Annotated in this window: 13 protein-coding genes, 4 tRNA genes and 2 rRNA genes (1 of these 19 cut by a window edge); all 19 read right to left on the bottom strand. The window is 58.7% G+C overall.

The window, feature by feature from the left end; all coding sequences use genetic code 11:
- Positions 1-61: 61 nt before the first annotated feature.
- A complete protein-coding gene (rpsL, locus tag JVX91_RS08550; RefSeq protein ID WP_015475317.1) occupies positions 62-433 on the bottom strand; it encodes a 30S ribosomal protein S12 in 372 nt (123 codons plus the stop codon).
- 154 nt (positions 434-587) lie between these two features.
- On the bottom strand, positions 588-4,787 hold the full coding sequence (rpoC, locus tag JVX91_RS08545; RefSeq protein ID WP_205338864.1) for a DNA-directed RNA polymerase subunit beta': 4,200 nt from the start codon (positions 4,785-4,787) through the stop codon (positions 588-590).
- A 65-nt stretch (positions 4,788-4,852) separates the two neighbouring features.
- Positions 4,853-8,926 (bottom strand): DNA-directed RNA polymerase subunit beta, encoded by a 4,074-nt coding sequence (gene rpoB / locus JVX91_RS08540; RefSeq protein WP_205338863.1) that lies wholly within the window; start codon positions 8,924-8,926, stop codon positions 4,853-4,855.
- 222 nt (positions 8,927-9,148) lie between these two features.
- Positions 9,149-9,517: a 50S ribosomal protein L7/L12 gene (gene rplL / locus JVX91_RS08535; protein WP_017516430.1), complete on the bottom strand. Its 369-nt coding sequence runs from the start codon at positions 9,515-9,517 to the stop codon at positions 9,149-9,151.
- A 76-nt stretch (positions 9,518-9,593) separates the two neighbouring features.
- A complete protein-coding gene (gene rplJ, locus JVX91_RS08530) occupies positions 9,594-10,094 on the bottom strand; it encodes a 50S ribosomal protein L10 (RefSeq protein WP_205338862.1) in 501 nt (166 codons plus the stop codon).
- A gap of 202 nt (positions 10,095-10,296) precedes the next feature.
- On the bottom strand, positions 10,297-10,992 hold the full coding sequence (gene rplA / locus JVX91_RS08525; protein ID WP_015475312.1) for a 50S ribosomal protein L1: 696 nt from the start codon (positions 10,990-10,992) through the stop codon (positions 10,297-10,299).
- A complete protein-coding gene (rplK, locus tag JVX91_RS08520; protein ID WP_024767122.1) occupies positions 10,992-11,423 on the bottom strand; it encodes a 50S ribosomal protein L11 in 432 nt (143 codons plus the stop codon). Before rplK ends, rplA begins: the two co-directional genes overlap by 1 nt.
- A 119-nt stretch (positions 11,424-11,542) precedes the next feature.
- Positions 11,543-12,076, bottom strand: coding sequence for a transcription termination/antitermination protein NusG (gene nusG, locus JVX91_RS08515; RefSeq protein WP_015475310.1), 534 nt, complete (start codon positions 12,074-12,076; stop codon positions 11,543-11,545).
- Positions 12,077-12,085: 9 nt separating this feature from the next.
- On the bottom strand, positions 12,086-12,454 hold the full coding sequence (gene secE, locus JVX91_RS08510) for a preprotein translocase subunit SecE (protein ID WP_088421640.1): 369 nt from the start codon (positions 12,452-12,454) through the stop codon (positions 12,086-12,088).
- 43 nt (positions 12,455-12,497) lie between these two features.
- Positions 12,498-12,573 (bottom strand) — tRNA-Trp (locus JVX91_RS08505).
- Between the two features lie 53 nt (positions 12,574-12,626).
- Complete coding sequence (tuf, locus tag JVX91_RS08500) at positions 12,627-13,820, bottom strand: elongation factor Tu (RefSeq protein WP_054910987.1); 1,194 nt, start codon at positions 13,818-13,820, stop codon at positions 12,627-12,629.
- Positions 13,821-13,903: 83 nt separating this feature from the next.
- Positions 13,904-13,979: transfer RNA gene (locus JVX91_RS08495), tRNA-Thr, on the bottom strand.
- A 19-nt stretch (positions 13,980-13,998) separates the two neighbouring features.
- Positions 13,999-14,072: transfer RNA gene (locus JVX91_RS08490), tRNA-Gly, on the bottom strand.
- Between the two features lie 25 nt (positions 14,073-14,097).
- Positions 14,098-14,182, bottom strand: a tRNA-Tyr gene (locus tag JVX91_RS08485).
- A 140-nt stretch (positions 14,183-14,322) separates the two neighbouring features.
- The gene (locus tag JVX91_RS08480) at positions 14,323-15,000 is read right to left on the bottom strand and encodes an SPOR domain-containing protein (protein WP_205338861.1); all 678 of its coding nucleotides are present in this window, start codon (positions 14,998-15,000) and stop codon (positions 14,323-14,325) included.
- 9 nt (positions 15,001-15,009) lie between these two features.
- Positions 15,010-15,759, bottom strand: coding sequence for a pantothenate kinase (locus tag JVX91_RS08475; protein ID WP_205338860.1), 750 nt, complete (start codon positions 15,757-15,759; stop codon positions 15,010-15,012).
- A complete protein-coding gene (gene birA, locus JVX91_RS08470) occupies positions 15,749-16,693 on the bottom strand; it encodes a bifunctional biotin--[acetyl-CoA-carboxylase] ligase/biotin operon repressor BirA (protein ID WP_205338859.1) in 945 nt (314 codons plus the stop codon). Before birA ends, JVX91_RS08475 begins: the two co-directional genes overlap by 11 nt.
- Positions 16,694-16,829: 136 nt before the next feature.
- A 5S ribosomal RNA gene (gene rrf, locus JVX91_RS08465) occupies positions 16,830-16,945 on the bottom strand.
- Positions 16,946-17,078: 133 nt separating this feature from the next.
- Positions 17,079-19,333 (bottom strand): 23S ribosomal RNA (locus JVX91_RS08460); it runs 637 nt beyond the window's last position.

Raw genomic sequence — 19,333 nt, 5'->3', positions numbered from 1 at the left:
GGTAGCCCGGGACTCGATGCCCGACCTTACTCTTATCGACTCAGCAAATAGGAAAACAAAATTACTTCGGACGCTTCGCGCCGTACTTCGAACGACCCTGCTTACGGTCTTTGACACCGGAGGTGTCCAGCGAACCGCGCACGGTGTGGTAGCGAACACCCGGAAGGTCTTTTACACGACCGCCGCGGATCAGCACTACGCTGTGCTCTTGCAGGTTGTGGCCTTCACCGCCGATGTACGAGGAAACCTCGAAACCGTTGGTCAGACGAACACGGCACACTTTACGCAGTGCGGAGTTCGGCTTCTTCGGGGTGGTGGTGTATACGCGGGTGCATACGCCGCGACGCTGAGGGCAGTTCTGCAGGGCAGGAACGCCGCTCTTGTCGACCAGGCGCTTGCGCGGTTTGCGCACCAGCTGGTTGATAGTTGCCATCTATAGCTCCACTGATTGTCTTACGACACTTAAAAACGAAAATGGGCAGAGCATGCGCCCTGCCAATTTTCGGGGTACAAGATACTAAAGAGCTTCCGGAATCCAGTCAAGACGAAGCCCCGGTTGTCAAGACAACCGGGGCTTCGTTTGAGGCTTAGTTACCGCTCAGGTTGAGCGCTTCGGCCAGTGCTGCTTCGGCCTCGCTCGCGCTCACGCGCTGCGGTTTGCCGAGTTCGCGCTGACGCTTGCGCTCGCTGTGGTAAGCCAGGCCGGTACCCGCCGGGATCAGACGACCCACGACCACGTTCTCCTTCAGGCCGCGCAGGAAGTCGCGCTTGCCGGTAACCGCCGCCTCGGTGAGGACGCGGGTGGTCTCCTGGAAGGATGCCGCCGAGATGAACGACTCGGTGGACAGCGAGGCCTTGGTGATACCAAGCAGCACGCGCTCGTACTTGGCCGGGAACTTGTCCTGGGTACCCAGTACTTCGTTCTCTTCCAGCACGTGGACCAGTTCGACCTGGTCGCCCTTGATGAAGGACGAATCGCCCGACTCGGCCACTTCGACCTTGCGCAGCATCTGACGCAGGATGGTCTCGATGTGCTTGTCGTTGATCTTCACGCCCTGCAGACGGTAAACGTCCTGGATCTCGTTGACGATGTACTTGGCCAGCGAGCTAACACCCAGCAGACGCAGAATGTCGTGCGGGTTGCTCGGGCCGTCGGAGATCACTTCACCACGGCTTACCTGTTCACCTTCGAACACGTTCAGGTGACGCCACTTCGGAATCAGCTCCTCGTACGGATCGCTACCGTCGGTGGGAGTGATGACCAGGCGGCGCTTGCCCTTGGTTTCCTTGCCGAAGGAGATGGTGCCGCTGATTTCCGCCAGGATCGAAGGCTCTTTCGGACGACGAGCTTCGAACAGGTCGGCAACGCGCGGCAGACCACCGGTGATGTCACGGGTCTTCGAGGTTTCCTGCGGGATACGCGCGATAACGTCACCGATACGCACTTTCGCGCCATCGCTGAGGTTCACCAGGGCGTTCGCCGGCAGGAAGTACTGAGCCGGTACGTCGGTACCCGGCAGCAGCAGATCCTTGCCTGCGGCGTCGATCAGCTTCACAGCCGGACGGATGTCCTTGCCGGCAGCCGGACGATCCTTCGGATCCATCACTTCGATGTTGGTCAGACCGGTCAGTTCGTCGGTCTGGCGCTTGATGGTGATGCCCTCTTCCATGCCCACGAAGGCCACGGTGCCGTCCATCTCGGTGACGATCGGGTGGGTGTGCGGGTCCCACTTGGCGACGATTGCGCCCGGGTCGACCTTGTCACCTTCCTTCACGGAAATCACCGCACCGTACGGCAGCTTGTAGCGCTCGCGCTCACGACCGAAGTCGTCGGCCACCGCCAGCTCACCGGAGCGGGAAACCGCTACCAGGGCGCCGTCGGCACGCTCTACGTGCTTCAGGTTGTGCAGGCGGATGGTGCCGCCGTTCTTGACCTGTACGTTGTCCACGGCGGAAGTACGGCTGGCCGCACCACCGATGTGGAAGGTACGCATGGTCAGCTGGGTACCCGGCTCACCGATCGACTGGGCAGCGATAACGCCCACAGCTTCACCGATGTTCACGCGGTGACCACGGGCCAGATCGCGGCCGTAGCACATGGCGCAGATACCATGACGGGTTTCGCAGGTGATCGGCGAACGAACGACAACTTCGTCGACGCTCATTTGCTCGAGGAAATCGACCCATTTCTCGTCGATCAGGGTGCCGGCCGGCACGATGACGTCATCGCCACCCGGCTTGAACACGTCGCGAGCGATCACGCGGCCGAGCACGCGCTCGCCCAGCGGTTCGACCACGTCGCCGCCTTCGATGTGCGGAGACATCACCAGGCCATGCTCGGTGCCGCAATCGATCTCGGTCACTACCAGATCCTGGGCCACATCGACGAGACGACGGGTCAGGTAACCGGAGTTCGCTGTCTTCAGTGCGGTATCCGCCAGACCTTTACGAGCACCGTGAGTGGAGATGAAGTACTGGAGTACGTTCAGGCCTTCACGGAAGTTCGCGGTGATCGGAGTTTCGATGATGGAGCCGTCCGGCTTGGCCATCAGGCCACGCATACCGGCCAGCTGACGGATCTGGGCCGCGGAGCCCCGCGCACCGGAGTCCGCCATCATGTACATGGAGTTGAAGGACTCCTGATCGACTTGCTTGCCTTCGCGATCGGTCACCTTCTCTTTCGAGAGGTTGGCCATCATCGCCTTGGACACTTCGTCGTTCGCCTTCGACCAGAGGTCGATCACCTTGTTGTACTTCTCGCCCTGGGTTACCAGGCCGGAGGCGTACTGGCTCTCGATCTCCTTCACTTCCTCGGTGGCGGCATCGATGATGCGAGCCTTCTCGTCCGGGATGACGAAGTCGTTCACGCCGATCGACACACCGGAGATGGTCGAGTAGGCGAAGCCGGTGTACATCAGCTGGTCAGCGAAGATGACGGTGTCCTTCAGACCTACCACGCGGTAGCAGTGGTTGATCAGCTTGGAGATCGCCTTCTTCTTCATCGACTGGTTGACCACGTCGAAAGGCAGGCCGGCCGGGACAACCTGGAACAGCAGCGCACGGCCGACAGTGGAGTCGACAATACGGGTGTTCGCGGTCAGGGTGCCGTCTTCGTTCTTGACCTTCTCGTTGATACGCACTTTCACGCGGGCGTGCAGGGACACCTGGCCGCTACGGTAGGCACGGTCAACTTCCTGCAGGTCAGCGAAAGCCATGCCCTCGCCCTTCGCGTTGATCGCTTCACGGGTCATGTAGTACAGACCCATTACCACGTCCTGCGACGGAACGATGATCGGCTCGCCGTTGGCAGGCGACAGAATGTTGTTGGTCGACATCATCAGCGCGCGCGCTTCCAGCTGAGCCTCGAGGGTCAGCGGGACGTGTACGGCCATCTGGTCACCGTCGAAGTCGGCGTTGTACGCGGCGCAGACCAGCGGGTGCAGCTGGATGGCTTTACCTTCGATCAGTACCGGTTCGAACGCCTGGATGCCCAGACGGTGCAGGGTTGGCGCACGGTTCAGCAGTACGGGGTGTTCGCGGATGACTTCAGCGAGAACGTCCCACACTTCCGGCAGCTCGCGCTCGACCATCTTCTTGGCGGCCTTGATGGTGGTGGCCATGCCACGACCTTCCAGCTTGCCGAAGATGAACGGCTTGAACAGCTCCAGGGCCATTTTCTTCGGCAGACCGCACTGGTGCAGACGCAGGGTCGGACCTACGGTAATTACCGAACGGCCCGAGTAGTCCACGCGCTTGCCGAGCAGGTTCTGACGGAAGCGACCTTGCTTGCCCTTGATCATGTCGGCCAGGGACTTCAGCGGGCGCTTGTTCGAGCCGGTGATGGCACGACCGCGACGGCCGTTGTCCAGCAGGGCGTCGACGGCTTCCTGCAGCATGCGCTTTTCGTTGCGCACGATGATGTCCGGAGCAGCCAGGTCGAGAAGGCGCTTCAGACGGTTGTTACGGTTGATCACGCGGCGATACAGATCGTTCAGATCCGAAGTCGCGAAGCGGCCGCCATCCAGCGGAACCAGCGGACGCAGGTCCGGCGGCAGCACCGGCAGGACGGTCAGCACCATCCACTCGGGATGGTTGCCGGAGCCCTGGAAGGCTTCCATCAGCTTCAGGCGCTTGGACAGCTTCTTGATCTTGGTTTCCGAGTTGGTCTGCGGAATCTCTTCACGCAGGCGGCCAATCTCGTGCTCCAGGTCGATAGCATTGAGCAGCTCGCGAACGGCTTCCGCACCCATGCGGGCGTCGAAGTCATCGCCGAACTCTTCGAGGGCTTCGAAGTACTGCTCGTCATTCAACAGCTGACCCTTCTCGAGGGTGGTCATGCCCGGATCGATCACTACGTAGCTCTCGAAATAGAGCACGCGCTCGATGTCACGCAGGGTCATGTCCAGCAGCAGGCCGATACGGGACGGCAGGGACTTCAGGAACCAGATGTGGGCGACCGGCGAGGCCAGTTCGATGTGGCCCATGCGCTCACGGCGCACCTTGGCCAGCGCGACTTCCACGCCGCACTTCTCGCAGATCACACCACGGTGTTTCAGGCGCTTGTACTTACCGCACAGGCACTCGTAGTCCTTCACCGGGCCGAAGATCTTGGCGCAGAACAGGCCATCGCGCTCCGGCTTGAAGGTACGGTAGTTGATGGTCTCCGGCTTCTTGACTTCACCGAAGGACCAGGAACGGATCATCTCGGGCGAGGCCAGACCAATACGGATGGCATCGAACTCTTCGATCTGACCCTGGTTTTTCAACAGATTAAGCAAGTCTTTCAAGGCCTTTCCTCCTCACGGACTCGGTGCGACCGGCCTTGACCAGCCGCACCGTTTGACGTCACGTGTTATTCGGTTTCCAGTTCGATATCGATGCCGAGCGAGCGGATCTCTTTGATCAACACGTTGAAGGACTCGGGCATGCCGGCCTCCATGCGGTGATCCCCGTCCACGATGTTTTTGTACATCTTGGTACGGCCGTTCACGTCGTCCGACTTCACGGTCAGCATTTCCTGCAGGGTGTAGGCGGCACCGTAGGCTTCCAGCGCCCAGACCTCCATCTCCCCGAAACGCTGGCCACCGAACTGCGCCTTACCACCCAGCGGCTGCTGGGTAACCAGGCTGTAGGAGCCGGTGGAACGTGCGTGCATCTTGTCATCGACCAGGTGGTTCAGCTTGAGCATGTACATGTAACCAACAGTGGTCGTACGCTCGAACTGGTTACCGGTGCGGCCGTCATACAGACGCATCTGACCGCTCTCAGGCAGATCGGCCAGCTTCAGCATGGCCTTGATCTCGCGCTCCTTGGCACCGTCGAACACCGGGGTCGCCATGGGCACGCCGCCCTTGAGGTTGTTGGCCAGAGCGATGATCTCGTTATCGTTCAGCTCGTCCAGGCTCTCCTGGCGACCACCGATCTCGTTGTAGATCTCGTTCAGGAAGCCACGCAGCTCGGCGATCTTGCGCTGCTCTTCGAGCATGCGGTTGATCTTCTCGCCCAAGCCCTTGGCCGCGAGGCCCAGGTGGGTTTCGAGGATCTGACCGACGTTCATGCGCGACGGTACGCCCAGCGGGTTCAGGACGATGTCAACCGGAGTACCGTTGGCATCGTGCGGCATGTCTTCGACCGGCATGATCACGGAGACCACACCCTTGTTACCGTGGCGGCCGGCCATCTTGTCGCCCGGCTGGATGCGACGCTTGATGGCCAGGTAGACCTTGACGATCTTCAGCACGCCCGGAGCCAGGTCGTCGCCCTGCTGCAGCTTGCGCTTCTTGTCTTCGAACTTGTCGTCCAGCATCTGACGACGGTCGCTGATGTAGGCCTGGGCCTTCTCCAGCTGCTCGTTCAGAGCATCTTCCGCCATGCGCAGCTTGAACCACTGGCCGCGCTCGAGGCCGTCCAGGTACTCGTCGGTAATCTCTGCGCCTTTCTTCAGGGCAGGACCGCCGTCGGCCTTGGAGCCAACCAGAGCGGAACGCAGACGCTCGAAGGTGGCGCCTTCGACGATGCGGAACTCTTCGTTCAGGTCCTTGCGGATCTCGTCCAGCTGCATCTTCTCGATGGACAGGGCGCGGCTGTCGCGCTCCACGCCGTCGCGGGTGAAGACCTGTACGTCGATGACGGTGCCCTTGGTACCGGTCGGCACACGCAGGGAGGTGTCCTTCACGTCGGACGCCTTCTCACCGAAGATCGCGCGCAGCAGCTTCTCTTCCGGAGTCAGCTGGGTCTCGCCTTTCGGGGTGACCTTGCCGACCAGGATGTCGCCGGCCTGTACTTCGGCGCCGACGTAGACGATGCCTGCTTCGTCCAGCTTGTTCAGCGCAGCCTCACCCACGTTCGGGATGTCCGCGGTGATTTCTTCTGGGCCGAGCTTGGTGTCACGAGCAACGCAGGTCAGTTCCTGGATGTGGATCGTGGTGAAACGATCTTCCTGGACCACGCGCTCGGACAGGCAGATGGAGTCTTCGAAGTTGAAGCCGTTCCAGGGCATGAACGCTACGCGCATGTTCTGACCCAGAGCCAGCTCACCCATGTCGGTGGACGGACCGTCGGCCAGGATGTCGCTGCGCGAGACCTTGTCACCCTTCTGCACCAGCGGACGCTGGTTGATGCAGGTGTTCTGGTTGGAACGGGTGTACTTGGTCAGGTTGTAGATGTCGACGCCGGCTTCGCCAGTCTCGACTTCGTCGTCATTCACACGCACCACGATACGGCTGGCGTCGACGGAGTCGATCACACCGCCACGGCGAGCAACCACGCAGACACCGGAGTCACGGGCGACGTTGCGCTCCATGCCGGTACCTACCAGCGGCTTGTCGGCGCGCAGGGTCGGTACAGCCTGACGCTGCATGTTCGAACCCATGAGTGCACGGTTGGCGTCGTCGTGCTCGAGGAACGGAATCAGCGAGGCAGCGACGGAAACGACCTGCTTCGGCGAAACGTCCATGAGGGTGACGTCTTCCGGCGCCTTCACGGTGAATTCGTTCAGGTGACGGACGGCTACCAGTTCGTCGATCAGCTGGCCCTTTTCGTTCAGGGTCGCGGACGCCTGAGCGATGACATGGTCAGCTTCTTCGATCGCGGACAGGAAGACGATATCGTCGCTAACCAGACCTTCCTTCACCACGCGGTACGGGCTTTCCAGGAAGCCGTACTTGTTGGTGCGGGCGTAGGTGGCCAGGGAGTTGATCAGACCGATGTTCGGACCTTCAGGCGTTTCGATCGGGCACACGCGGCCGTAGTGGGTCGGGTGTACGTCACGAACCTCGAAGCCCGCGCGCTCACGGGTCAGACCACCTGGGCCGAGTGCGGAGACACGGCGCTTGTGGGTGATCTCGGAGAGCGGGTTGTTCTGGTCCATGAACTGCGACAGCTGGCTGGAACCGAAGAACTCCTTGATCGCGGCAGCCACCGGCTTGGCGTTGATCAGGTCCTGCGGCATCAGGCCTTCGCTTTCAGCCATCGACAGGCGTTCCTTGACCGCGCGCTCTACACGCACAAGGCCAACACGGAACTGGTTCTCAGCCATCTCGCCGACACAACGGACGCGACGGTTACCCAGGTGGTCGATGTCGTCGACGATGCCTTTACCGTTACGGATGGCAACCAGGGTCTTGAGGACCTCGACGATGTCTTCCTTGCTCAGTACGCCCGGACCTTCGATCTCGCTGCGACCGATACGGCGGTTGAACTTCATGCGACCAACGGCCGACAGGTCGTAACGCTCGGCGCTGAAGAACAGGTTACCGAACAGTGTCTCGGCGGCTTCCTTGGTCGGCGGCTCGCCGGGACGCATCATGCGGTAGATCTCGACCAGCGCTTCCAGTTGGTTGCTGGTGGAGTCAATCTTCAGCGTGTCGGAGATGAACGGACCGCAGTCGATGTCGTTGGTGTACAGAGTCTCCAGGCGAACTACCTGGGCCTTGGCGATCTTCGCCAGGGCGTCAACGGTCAGCTCGGTGTTGCACTCGGCGATGATCTCGCCAGTAGCCGGATGCACGACGGCCTTGGCCACGGTACGGCCAATCAGGTAGTCGAACGGCACTTCCAGCTGGCTGATGCCGGCTTTCTCGAGCTGATTGATGTGGCGAGCAGTGATACGACGGCCCGCTTCGACGATGACCTTGCCGCTGGCATCCTTGATGTCGAAGCTGGCGATCTCGCCACGCAGACGCGACGGCACCAGCTCCAGGTTCAGGTTCTCGCCCTTGATCTGGTAAACGTTGGTGTCATAGAACGCGTTGAGGATTTCCTCGGTGCTGTAGTTCAGCGCGCGCAGCAGAACGGACGCCGGCAGTTTGCGGCGACGGTCGATACGGACGAATACGCAGTCCTTCGGATCGAACTCGAAGTCGAGCCAGGAACCGCGGTAAGGAATGATACGAGCGGAGTACAGCAGCTTGCCGGAGCTGTGGGTCTTGCCACGGTCGTGGTCGAAGAACACGCCCGGGGAACGGTGCAGCTGGGAAACGATGACGCGCTCGGTACCGTTGATGATGAAGGTACCGTTCTCGGTCATCAGGGGGATTTCCCCCATGTAGACTTCCTGTTCCTTGATGTCCTTGATCGCTTTGTTCGACGATTCTTTGTCGAAAATGATCAGGCGCACTTTCACACGCAGCGGGACCGCGAAGGTCACACCGCGCAGCACGCATTCCTTGACGTCAAATGCCGGCTCACCCAGACGGTAGCCGACGTATTCCAGGGCAGCATTGCCGGAATAGCTGATAATCGGGAAAACGGACTTGAAGGCCGCATGCAGGCCGATGTCTCGAACCTGGTCCTTGCTCGCGCCGGCCTGCAGGAATTCGCGATAGGAATCCAGCTGGATGGCCAGCAAATACGGCACATCCATGACGTCCGGCAACTTGCTAAAGTCCTTGCGGATACGTTTTTTCTCAGTGTATGAGTAAGCCATCAGCGTTCCCCAGCTTGGTCACCTGCTTGATTGGCCTCTCCCGCGCGGGAGCAGCCCAAAAATCGTGCAAACCCTAGGTTTGCGCCGCCAGTCTTGGCGGGATTTTCACGTCATGGAGGGGCACCTACGGCACCCCACCCATAACGGAAAAAGGCCGGTGGCAATTGCCACCAGCCATCAGCCTGTCGCTTAACGCTCGGGCTGTAGACGCAAGGTCCGAACTTACTTGAGCTCGACCTTGGCGCCTGCTTCTTCCAGGGCTTTCTTGGCAGCTTCGGCTTCTTCTTTCGAAGCGCCTTCCTTGACCACGCCCGGGGCGCCGTCAACGACAGCCTTGGCTTCTTTCAGGCCCAGACCGGTCAGTTCACGAACGACCTTGATCACGTTCACTTTCTTGTCGCCAGCTTCGGCCAGGACGATGGTGAACTCGGTTTGCTCTTCAGCAGCGGCAGCAGCCGGGCCGGCAGCAGCAACGGTAGCGGCAGCAGCGGTAACGCCGAACTTCTCTTCCATCGCCTTGATCAGTTCAACGATCTGCATGACGGACATTTCGGATACGGCGGAGATGATGTCTTCGTTGGTCAGAGCCATGACTCTAATTCCTGTATTGGGTGACGGCCTAGGGCCATCGAATTAAACAAAAAAGGTTGAAAGGAGTTGCCGAGCCTTAGGCTGCAGCTGCTTCTTTCTGATCGCGAATTGCCGCCAGAGTACGAGCCAGCTTGCTGGTAGCGCCTTGGATCACGCTCATCAGCTGTGCAACAGCTTCGTTGTAGGTCGGCAGGGTCGCCAGCACGTCGATCTGATTGGCTGCGAGGAACTGACCCTCGAACGCGGCCGCCTTGATCTCGAACTTGTCCTGACCCTTGGCAAACTCCTTGAAGATACGAGCGGCAGCGCCCGGATGTTCGTTGGAGAAAGCAATCAGGGTCGGGCCCTTGAACGTGTCGTTGAGCACTTCAAACTGAGTGCCTTCAACGGCGCGCTTGAGCAGGGTGTTACGTACGACTTTCACGTACACACCAGCTGCGCGGGCCTCTTTACGGAGTCCGGTCATTGCGCCGACAGTCACGCCGCGTGCATCAACCACGACAGCGGACAGACCGGCTTTGGCAGCCTCGTTGACTTCAGCGACGATGGCCTTCTTGTCTTCGAGTTTAATTGCCACGGGTTTACTCCTGGATGTTACCGATTCGTCCAGCCGGGGCCGGACGGCGTTTTGGTGTCTGATTCGGTAAACGAATCGGGAGCACCATCTGCGTAGGCTTGGGGTTTAAGGCTTGCGCCGCCTACGGTCTTGGATAGCCCCCGCCAGGCAGGGACCCCAATACCTGCGAACAGTGGGCGAACCCACTGTTCGACTTAGTTCATCAGCCTTCCAGCGAAGCCTGATCGATCTGCAGACCCGGACCCATGGTGGTGCTCAGGGTAACGCGCTGAACGTACACGCCCTTCGAGGAGGACGGTTTCAGACGCTTCAGATCGCTCAGCAGCGCTTCCACGTTCTGCTTCAGCTTGACCGGCTCGAAGTCGATCTTGCCAACGGAAGCGTGGATGATGCCGTTCTTGTCGGTACGGAAACGTACCTGACCGGCTTTGGCGTTCTTGACAGCGGTGGCGACGTCCGGGGTCACGGTGCCGACTTTCGGGTTCGGCATCAGACCGCGCGGGCCGAGAACCTGGCCCAGCTGGCCAACAACACGCATCGCGTCCGGGGAGGCGATGACGACGTCGTAGTTCAGGTCGCCAGCTTTCATTTCGGCAGCCAGTTCGTCCATGCCAACCTTGTCTGCACCAGCAGCCAGGGCAGCTTCAACACCAGGACCCTGGGTGAAGACGGCAACGCGCACGGATTTGCCGGTGCCGTTCGGCAGAACGGTGGCGCCACGTACGACCTGGTCGGATTTACGCGGATCAACGCCCAGATTGATGGCGATGTCCACGGACTCCTTGAACTTGATGGTCGACAGCTCGGCGAGCAGCTTGGCCGCGTCTTCAAAGCCGTATTGCTTGCCAGCTTCGATCTTCTCGGCGATCGCCTTTTGACGTTTGGTCAGCTTAGCCATTACACACCCTCCACGTTCAGGCCCATGCTGCGCGCGGAGCCAGCAATGGTGCGTACGGCAGCGTCCAGGTCAGCAGCGGTCAGGTCAGCCTGCTTGGCCTTGGCGATCTCTTCCAGCTGGGCACGGGTAACGGTGCCGACTTTCTGAGAGTTCGGACGAGCGGAACCGCTGGTGATGCCAGCTGCTTTTTTCAGCAGGACGGCAGCCGGGGTGCTCTTGGTTTCGAAGGTGAAGCTACGGTCGCTGTAAACGGTGATGATCACGGGAGTCGGCAGACCCGGCTCTTGGCCTTGGGTCTTGGCGTTGAACGCCTTGCAGAATTCCATGATGTTCACGCCGTGCTGACCCAGAGCGGGGCCTACCGGCGGCGACGGGTTGGCCTGGCCGGCCTTAACTTGCAGCTTGATGTAAGCCGTGATTTTCTTAGCCATTTGCTACTCCAAATGCGGGTCAAGCGCCCTGACGGGCTCCCCGGTTGCTATCGCGTTTATCCCAATGACGACAAAACCCCGCAGCCTAGGGCTGCGGGGTGTGGGATTCATTGTGCCAGTTAGACTTTCTCTACCTGGCTGAACTCCAGCTCTACCGGAGTAGAGCGACCGAAAATGAGCACGGCGACCTGGATGCGGCTCTTTTCGTAGTTAACTTCTTCGACGACACCATTGAAGTCGGCGAACGGACCATCGATGACGCGGACAGTCTCGCCCGGCTCGAACAGAGTCTTCGGCTTGGGCTTGTCGCCGCTATCGGCAACGCGACGCAGGATGGCATCAGCTTCCTTGTCAGTGATCGGTGCCGGCTTGTCGGCAGTGCCACCAATGAAGCCCATGACACGAGGAGTATCCTTGACCAGGTGCCAAGTACCCTCGTTCATTTCCATCTGCACCAGGACATAGCCCGGGAAGAATTTGCGCTCACTCTTGCGCTTCTGGCCGTTCCGCATCTCCACCACTTCTTCAGTGGGGACCAGAATCTCACCAAACCCGTCTTCCATGCCGGCCAGTTTGACCCGCTCGATCAGCGAGCGCATGACATGCTTCTCGTAACCCGAGTAGGCATGCACAACGTACCAACGCTTAGCCACGGAACACCCTTAACCTACGATCATGGAAACCAGCCAACCCAGCAGGGAGTCGAGCCCCCAAAGCACCAGCGCCATTACCAGCACTACTGCCACTACGATCAGCGTGGTCTGAGTTGTCTCTTGACGAGACGGCCATACAACCTTGCGAATCTCGGCGCGAGCTTCTTTAGCCAAAGTAAAGAATGCACGACCCTTGACGGTTTGCAGCGCAATGAAACCTGCAACAGCCGCCATCACGAGAATACCGAGAACGCGATAGAAGATCGGTTGCGCGGAGTAATACTGGTTGGCAACCACAGCCACCACCACCAGCACTGCAACCACAAGCCACTTCAAGAGATCAAGACGCGACTCTTTGGCTTCTACCTTCGCATTCATCTGCTAGGAATCCCGTTTAAAGAAGTGCCAGATCTAGAAAATCTGGCAGGCCAGGAGGGAATCGAACCCCCAACCTGCGGTTTTGGAGACCGCCGCTCTGCCAATTGAGCTACTGGCCTAGAACAAAGTCAGGCCGACCATTATGCCGGCCTGATAGGGAAAGATCAATCGATTATTCGATGATCTTGGCAACCACGCCGGCGCCAACGGTACGGCCGCCTTCGCGAATCGCGAAGCGCAGGCCATCTTCCATGGCGATCGGAGCGATCAGGGTGACAACCATTTTCACGTTGTCGCCCGGCATTACCATTTCAACGCCTTCCGGCAGCTCGCAGTTGCCGGTTACGTCGGTGGTACGGAAGTAGAACTGCGGACGGTAGCCTTTGAAGAACGGGGTGTGACGACCACCTTCTTCTTTGGACAGCACGTACACTTCGCACTCGAACTTGGTGTGCGGCTTGATGGTGCCCGGCTTGGCCAGAACCTGGCCACGCTCTACGTCTTCACGCTTGGTACCACGCAGCAGGACGCCAACGTTCTCACCAGCACGACCTTCGTCGAGCAGCTTGCGGAACATTTCAACGCCGGTGCAGGTAGTTTTGGTGGTCGCCTTGATACCGACGATTTCCACTTCTTCCTGGATCTTGACGATGCCACGCTCAACACGACCAGTTACAACGGTGCCGCGGCCGGAGATCGAGAACACGTCTTCGATCGGCATCAGGAACGGCTTGTCGATGGCGCGCTCGGGCTCAGGAATGTACGAGTCCAGGGTTTCTACCAGCTTGCGCACGGCGGAAACGCCCATCTCGTTGTCGTCCTGGCCGTTCAGGGCCATCAGAGCGGAACCGATCACGATCGGAGTATCGTCGCCCGGGAAGTCGTAGGTGTTCAGCAGATCGCGAACTTCCATTTCGACCAGTTCCAGCAGCTCGGCGTCGTCAACCATGTCGGCCTTGTTCAGGAACACGACAATGTAAGGAACGCCTACCTGACGGGACAGCAGGATGTGCTCGCGGGTCTGCGGCATGGGGCCGTCAGCAGCCGAGCAAACCAGGATCGCGCCGTCCATCTGGGCAGCACCGGTGATCATGTTCTTCACGTAGTCGGCGTGGCCCGGGCAGTCTACGTGAGCGTAGTGGCGCACCGGCGAGTCGTATTCAACGTGAGAGGTGTTGATGGTGATACCACGAGCCTTCTCTTCCGGCGCGTTGTCGATCTGGTCGAAAGCGCGAGCGGAGCCGCCCCAGGTCTCGGAGCAGACCTTGGTCAGAGCAGCGGTCAGAGTGGTTTTGCCGTGGTCAACGTGACCGATGGTGCCGACGTTTACGTGCGGCTTGTTACGCTCAAACTTTTCTTTAGCCATCTTGACCGCCTCCCGTAAGGAATTGAGAAAGTCACGTCACCATTAAAACAAAGGCAGATATTTTCATATCTGCCTTTGCGAGATGGAGCTCATGAGCGGATTTGAACCGCTGACCTCACCCTTACCAAGGGTGTGCTCTACCAGCTGAGCTACATGAGCAAGACATAAGCAACAAACTTGGAGCGGGTAGCGGGAATCGAACCCGCATCATCAGCTTGGAAGGCTGAGGTTCTACCACTGAACTATACCCGCGGAGCTTGCAGCTCACGCTTGAAACTGGTGGAGGGGGAAGGATTCGAACCTTCGAAGTCTGAGACGTCAGATTTACAGTCTGATCCCTTTGGCCGCTCGGGAACCCCTCCGAGTGAGGCGGCATTCTACAGCTTGCCACCACGCTGTCAACAGTTTTTTCTTTAAAAACTTGAGCTTAGCTCTTCGACAGCGACTTCTTGCAGCAACCCGTTCAGGTCACCCCTTCGAAGCGGGCGCCATTCTATTCAAACTATTGAGGGCTTGCAACGTTTTTACACGGCATTATTTGTTTTTGCAGCTCCGCGAAGTCTGGGGCCAGCTGGCGCACGAGAGAGTCGTCCACGAGACGACCAGCCTCCGGGGTTATCTGCGCCCAATAGTCGTGCTGCGAGCGAGCGAGTTCACGCACCAGAGCATCGTATCCTGCCGCTTTCAGGCGCTCGACGACGCTGTCAGCGGAGTCTTTGCGCTGAAAAATCCCCAAGGAAATACCATCCGCAAGATCGCCCTCAGTAATGATGTAACTATCGATCTTCCGCGCCTGTAGCTCGCGCAACTGCCAGAGGGAGGCCTGTCGTGAGGCCAGCGGCGGTAGATACACCCAATAATCGACCCCTGCCGAAGCATCCATAGTCTGCACCGAGGCCTGAACATCCAGGCTCAGGAGACGCTGAACCAACTGCCGCGCACGCTCCTCCTGGGAGAAACTACCCAGGAAAACACAGGCAGAAGTCGAAGCCACAGGCTTCTCCTCCTGCTGGCGGCGCTGTGGCGCTTCCGCGGACTCGCTCAGCAGACGAATATTCTTCTGTTCGCTATGGAATAGGGCGAGCGGGGCAATCTCCTTCGGCCGAAGAGGCGCCTGCTGCTGATGCCAGACGTAGTAGAAGACGTTCAGTGCGAGCAGGAATAGGAAGAACCAACGCATTGATCAGACTCACTCAATCGGGCAGGCGAGCGCCAAGCCGAGAAACACCAGATCCGGAAGCACCACGGCACGAGGCAGCTCGTCTTTGACCAGCTCAGCATCACCACCAGTCAGATAGACCGCACAATCCTCTCCGAGCAACCCGACGGCCAACTTATATTGCTCGTGCACGAAACCGCGCAGCATCAATACGCAACCACGCTCCACTGCTTCAGAGGTTTCCCGGCCTGGAAGGAGGTTCTGCAGCGCCTCATGGGCCGCCTCGTCGCCGTATCGAATTCGCCGCGTATGGGTGCGCAGCTGACTGCGCATCAGAGGCATCCCCGGAGCAATGTACCCCCCCAGGTGCTTGCCCGCTGCATCGACGAGATCAGAAGTGACCGCCGTACCCAGGTCGATGACCAGGCAACCGCGCCCCGACAGGCAGTGGCCAGCGACCAAGGCAAGCCAGCGATCCATACCGAGGCGCTGGTACTCCCGATATCCATTGGCGACTCCGCCAAGATCCTGTGCCGGCGAAGCGATCTGCACTACCAAGCGATATGCGTTCTCCAGGCTCGCGCGCAGTGCATCGGTCTCTTGCTCACTACGCACACTGACCATGCGGCAATAGCGAACATCGAGCGCTTTGTTAGCTTGGAGCTGCGCACGCAAGGCGTGATCGGAGTCCGCCACGCCACCAGCAACGGTAACCAGGTCATGCTTCCTGACTACGCGCCATTTGATCAGGCTATTTCCGCAATCCAACTCAAGAATCATCAGACAACCTCAGGCTCAGCTCGCCTCCGCTGTAGCTTTGCTCCTTTCCATCCACCAGGAGACGCAACGCACCTCGCTCATCGATGCCGAGCGCACGCCCAACGATATTATTGGAGGCGGTGGACAGTGCCACCTGCCGCCCCTGCCATAAATGAAGGGACTCCCACTCGGCGCGACTCGCGGCGAAGCCGTGTTCGCGATGACGAGACAACACAAATGCAAGCTCGAACTCCAGCGCATCCAGCAGCTTGTTCCTGCTGACCAGGGCCCCTAGAGCCTCGCGCAGCGATGTCCAGGGCTGATCAATGGAGTCTGCCTTGCGCATATTCACATTGATGCCGACCCCAATCGCGACACTGCAGATATCCGCCGGATCACCCGTGAGTTCCAGCAAAATGCCAGCGATCTTCTTGCCATCGACGAGAATGTCGTTCGGCCACTTGAGCCCAACGCCATTCACGCCAAGGGAGCGAATGGCGCGAGCCACTGCCAGGCCGACCACCAGACTCAAACCCTCGAGCTCCTGCGCACCACCCCGCACGGTAATACCCAGCGTGTAATACAGATTCGCGCCGAATGGGCTCTCCCACTGACGACCACGCCGTCCCCGGCCAGCGGTTTGCCGCTCACCCAGCACGGCGAAGGGTGCTACAGCCCCAGAAGAGAATCGTCGCAATACCTCGGCATTGGTGGAGTCGATAGAGAACAGGACATCCAGCGGCCACGGGCCGGAATCCACCCTGGGCGCGATAATGCTCAGCGGCTCCTCAAGGCGATAACCACGGCCACGCACTCGCTGCACGGCGATACCGTATTCGCGCTCGAAGCCTTCAAGGCGCTTCCACACAGCACTGCGGCTTACTCCGAGTAAAGCACCAAGCTCTTCTCCGGAATGAAAGCGGCCATCGCTCAACAAATTCAGCAAGGTCTGCATATCACCCCCGCATTAGTCAGGCACGCATCATATAGAGGCATGCTGGAATTGCCTATGCAGCAGTTCGTCCGCTTTTCCCGCGCGCAAAAGCAAAGCCCCCGGCCAGCTTTCGCTAACCAGGGGCTTTGGGATAGGAGCTTGACGATGACCTACTCTCACATGGGGAGACCCCACACTACCATCGGCGATGCGTCGTTTCACTACTGAGTTCGGGATGGGATCAGGTGGTTCCAACGCTCTATGGTCGTCAAGCAATTCTTTCGGACGCTCGTGGCTTGCGCACACGCTCATCCAGATTCGGGTATGTGACAGGTATTTGCGGTTCACACGAACTTTCGGTTCGTTACGTCTTCACCGTCTAACACACAAATTGTTTGGGTGTTATATGGTCAAGCCTCACGGGCAATTAGTATCGGTTAGCTCAACGCCTCACAGCGCTTACACACCCGACCTATCAACGTCGTAGTCTTCGACGGCCCTTTAGGGGAATCAAGTTCCCAGTGAGATCTCATCTTGAGGCTAGTTTCCCGCTTAGATGCTTTCAGCGGTTATCTATTCCGAACATAGCTACCCGGCAATGCCACTGGCGTGACAACCGGAACACCAGAGGTTCGTCCACTCCGGTCCTCTCGTACTAGGAGCAGCCCCTCTCAAATCTCAAACGTCCACGGCAGATAGGGACCGAACTGTCTCACGACGTTCTAAACCCAGCTCGCGTACCACTTTAAATGGCGAACAGCCATACCCTTGGGACCGGCTTCAGCCCCAGGATGTGATGAGCCGACATCGAGGTGCCAAACACCGCCGTCGATATGAACTCTTGGGCGGTATCAGCCTGTTATCCCCGGAGTACCTTTTATCCGTTGAGCGATGGCCCTTCCATACAGAACCACCGGATCACTAAGACCTACTTTCGTACCTGCTCGACGTGTCTGTCTCGCAGTCAAGCGCGCTTTTGCCTTTATACTCTACGACCGATTTCCGACCGGTCTGAGCGCACCTTCGTACTCCTCCGTTACTCTTTAGGAGGAGACCGCCCCAGTCAAACTGCCCACCATACACTGTCCTCGATCCGGATAACGGACCAGAGTTAGAACCTCAAGCATGCCAGGGTGGTATTTCAAGGATGGCTCCACGCAGACTGGCGTCCACGCTTCAAAGCCTCCCACCTATCCTACACAAGCAGGCTCAAAGTCCAGTGCAAAGCTACAGTAAAGGTTCACGGGGTCTTTCCGTCTAGCCGCGGATACACTGCATCTTCACAGCGATTTCAATTTCACTGAGTCTCGGGTGGAGACAGCGCCGCCATCGTTACGCCATTCGTGCAGGTCGGAACTTACCCGACAAGGAATTTCGCTACCTTAGGACCGTTATAGTTACGGCCGCCGTTTACCGGGGCTTCGATCAAGAGCTTCGCTTTCGCTAACCCCATCAATTAACCTTCCGGCACCGGGCAGGCGTCACACCCTATACGTCCACTTTCGTGTTTGCAGAGTGCTGTGTTTTTAATAAACAGTCGCAGCGGCCTGGTATCTTCGACCGGCATGGGCTTACGGAGTAAATCCTTAACCCTCGCCGGCGCACCTTCTCCCGAAGTTACGGTGCCATTTTGCCTAGTTCCTTCACCCGAGTTCTCTCAAGCGCCTTGGTATTCTCTACCCAACCACCTGTGTCGGTTTGGGGTACGGTTCCTAGTTACCTGAAGCTTAGAAGCTTTTCCTGGAAGCATGGCATCAACCACTTCATCATCTAAAAGATGACTCGTCATCAGCTCTCGGCATTAAGACCCCGGATTTACCTAAGATCTCTGCCTACCACCTTAAACTTGGACAACCAACGCCAAGCTGGCCTAGCCTTCTCCGTCCCTCCATCGCAGTAACTAGAAGTACAGGAATATTAACCTGTTTCCCATCGACTACGCTCTTCAGCCTCGCCTTAGGGACCGACTAACCCTGCGTCGATTAACGTTGCGCAGGAACCCTTGGTCTTTCGGCGTGGGAGTTTTTCACTCCCATTGTCGTTACTCATGTCAGCATTCGCACTTCTGATACCTCCAGCAAGCTTCTCAACTCACCTTCACAGGCTTACAGAACGCTCCTCTACCGCGCATCTTGCGATGCACCCGTAGCTTCGGTGTATGGTTTGAGCCCCGTTACATCTTCCGCGCAGGCCGACTCGACTAGTGAGCTATTACGCTTTCTTTAAAGGGTGGCTGCTTCTAAGCCAACCTCCTAGCTGTCTAAGCCTTCCCACATCGTTTACCACTTAACCATAACTTTGGGACCTTAGCTGACGGTCTGGGTTGTTTCCCTTTTCACGACGGACGTTAGCACCCGCCGTGTGTCTCCCACGCTGACACTTCCAGGTATTCGGAGTTTGCATCGGTTTGGTAAGTCGGGATGACCCCCTAGCCGAAACAGTGCTCTACCCCCTGGAGTGATACGTGAGGCGCTACCTAAATAGCTTTCGAGGAGAACCAGCTATCTCCGAGCTTGATTAGCCTTTCACTCCGATCCACAAGTCATCCCCTACCTTTTCAACGGGAGTGGGTTCGGTCCTCCAGTCAGTGTTACCTAACCTTCAACCTGCTCATGGATAGATCGCCCGGTTTCGGGTCTATACCCAGCGACTAAAACGCCC

It is taken from the genome of Pseudomonas sp. PDNC002 (assembly GCF_016919445.1).
In the GTDB taxonomy this organism is placed as follows: Bacteria; Pseudomonadota; Gammaproteobacteria; order Pseudomonadales; family Pseudomonadaceae; genus Pseudomonas.
This window is presented reverse-complemented; position numbering and strand designations above follow the sequence as displayed.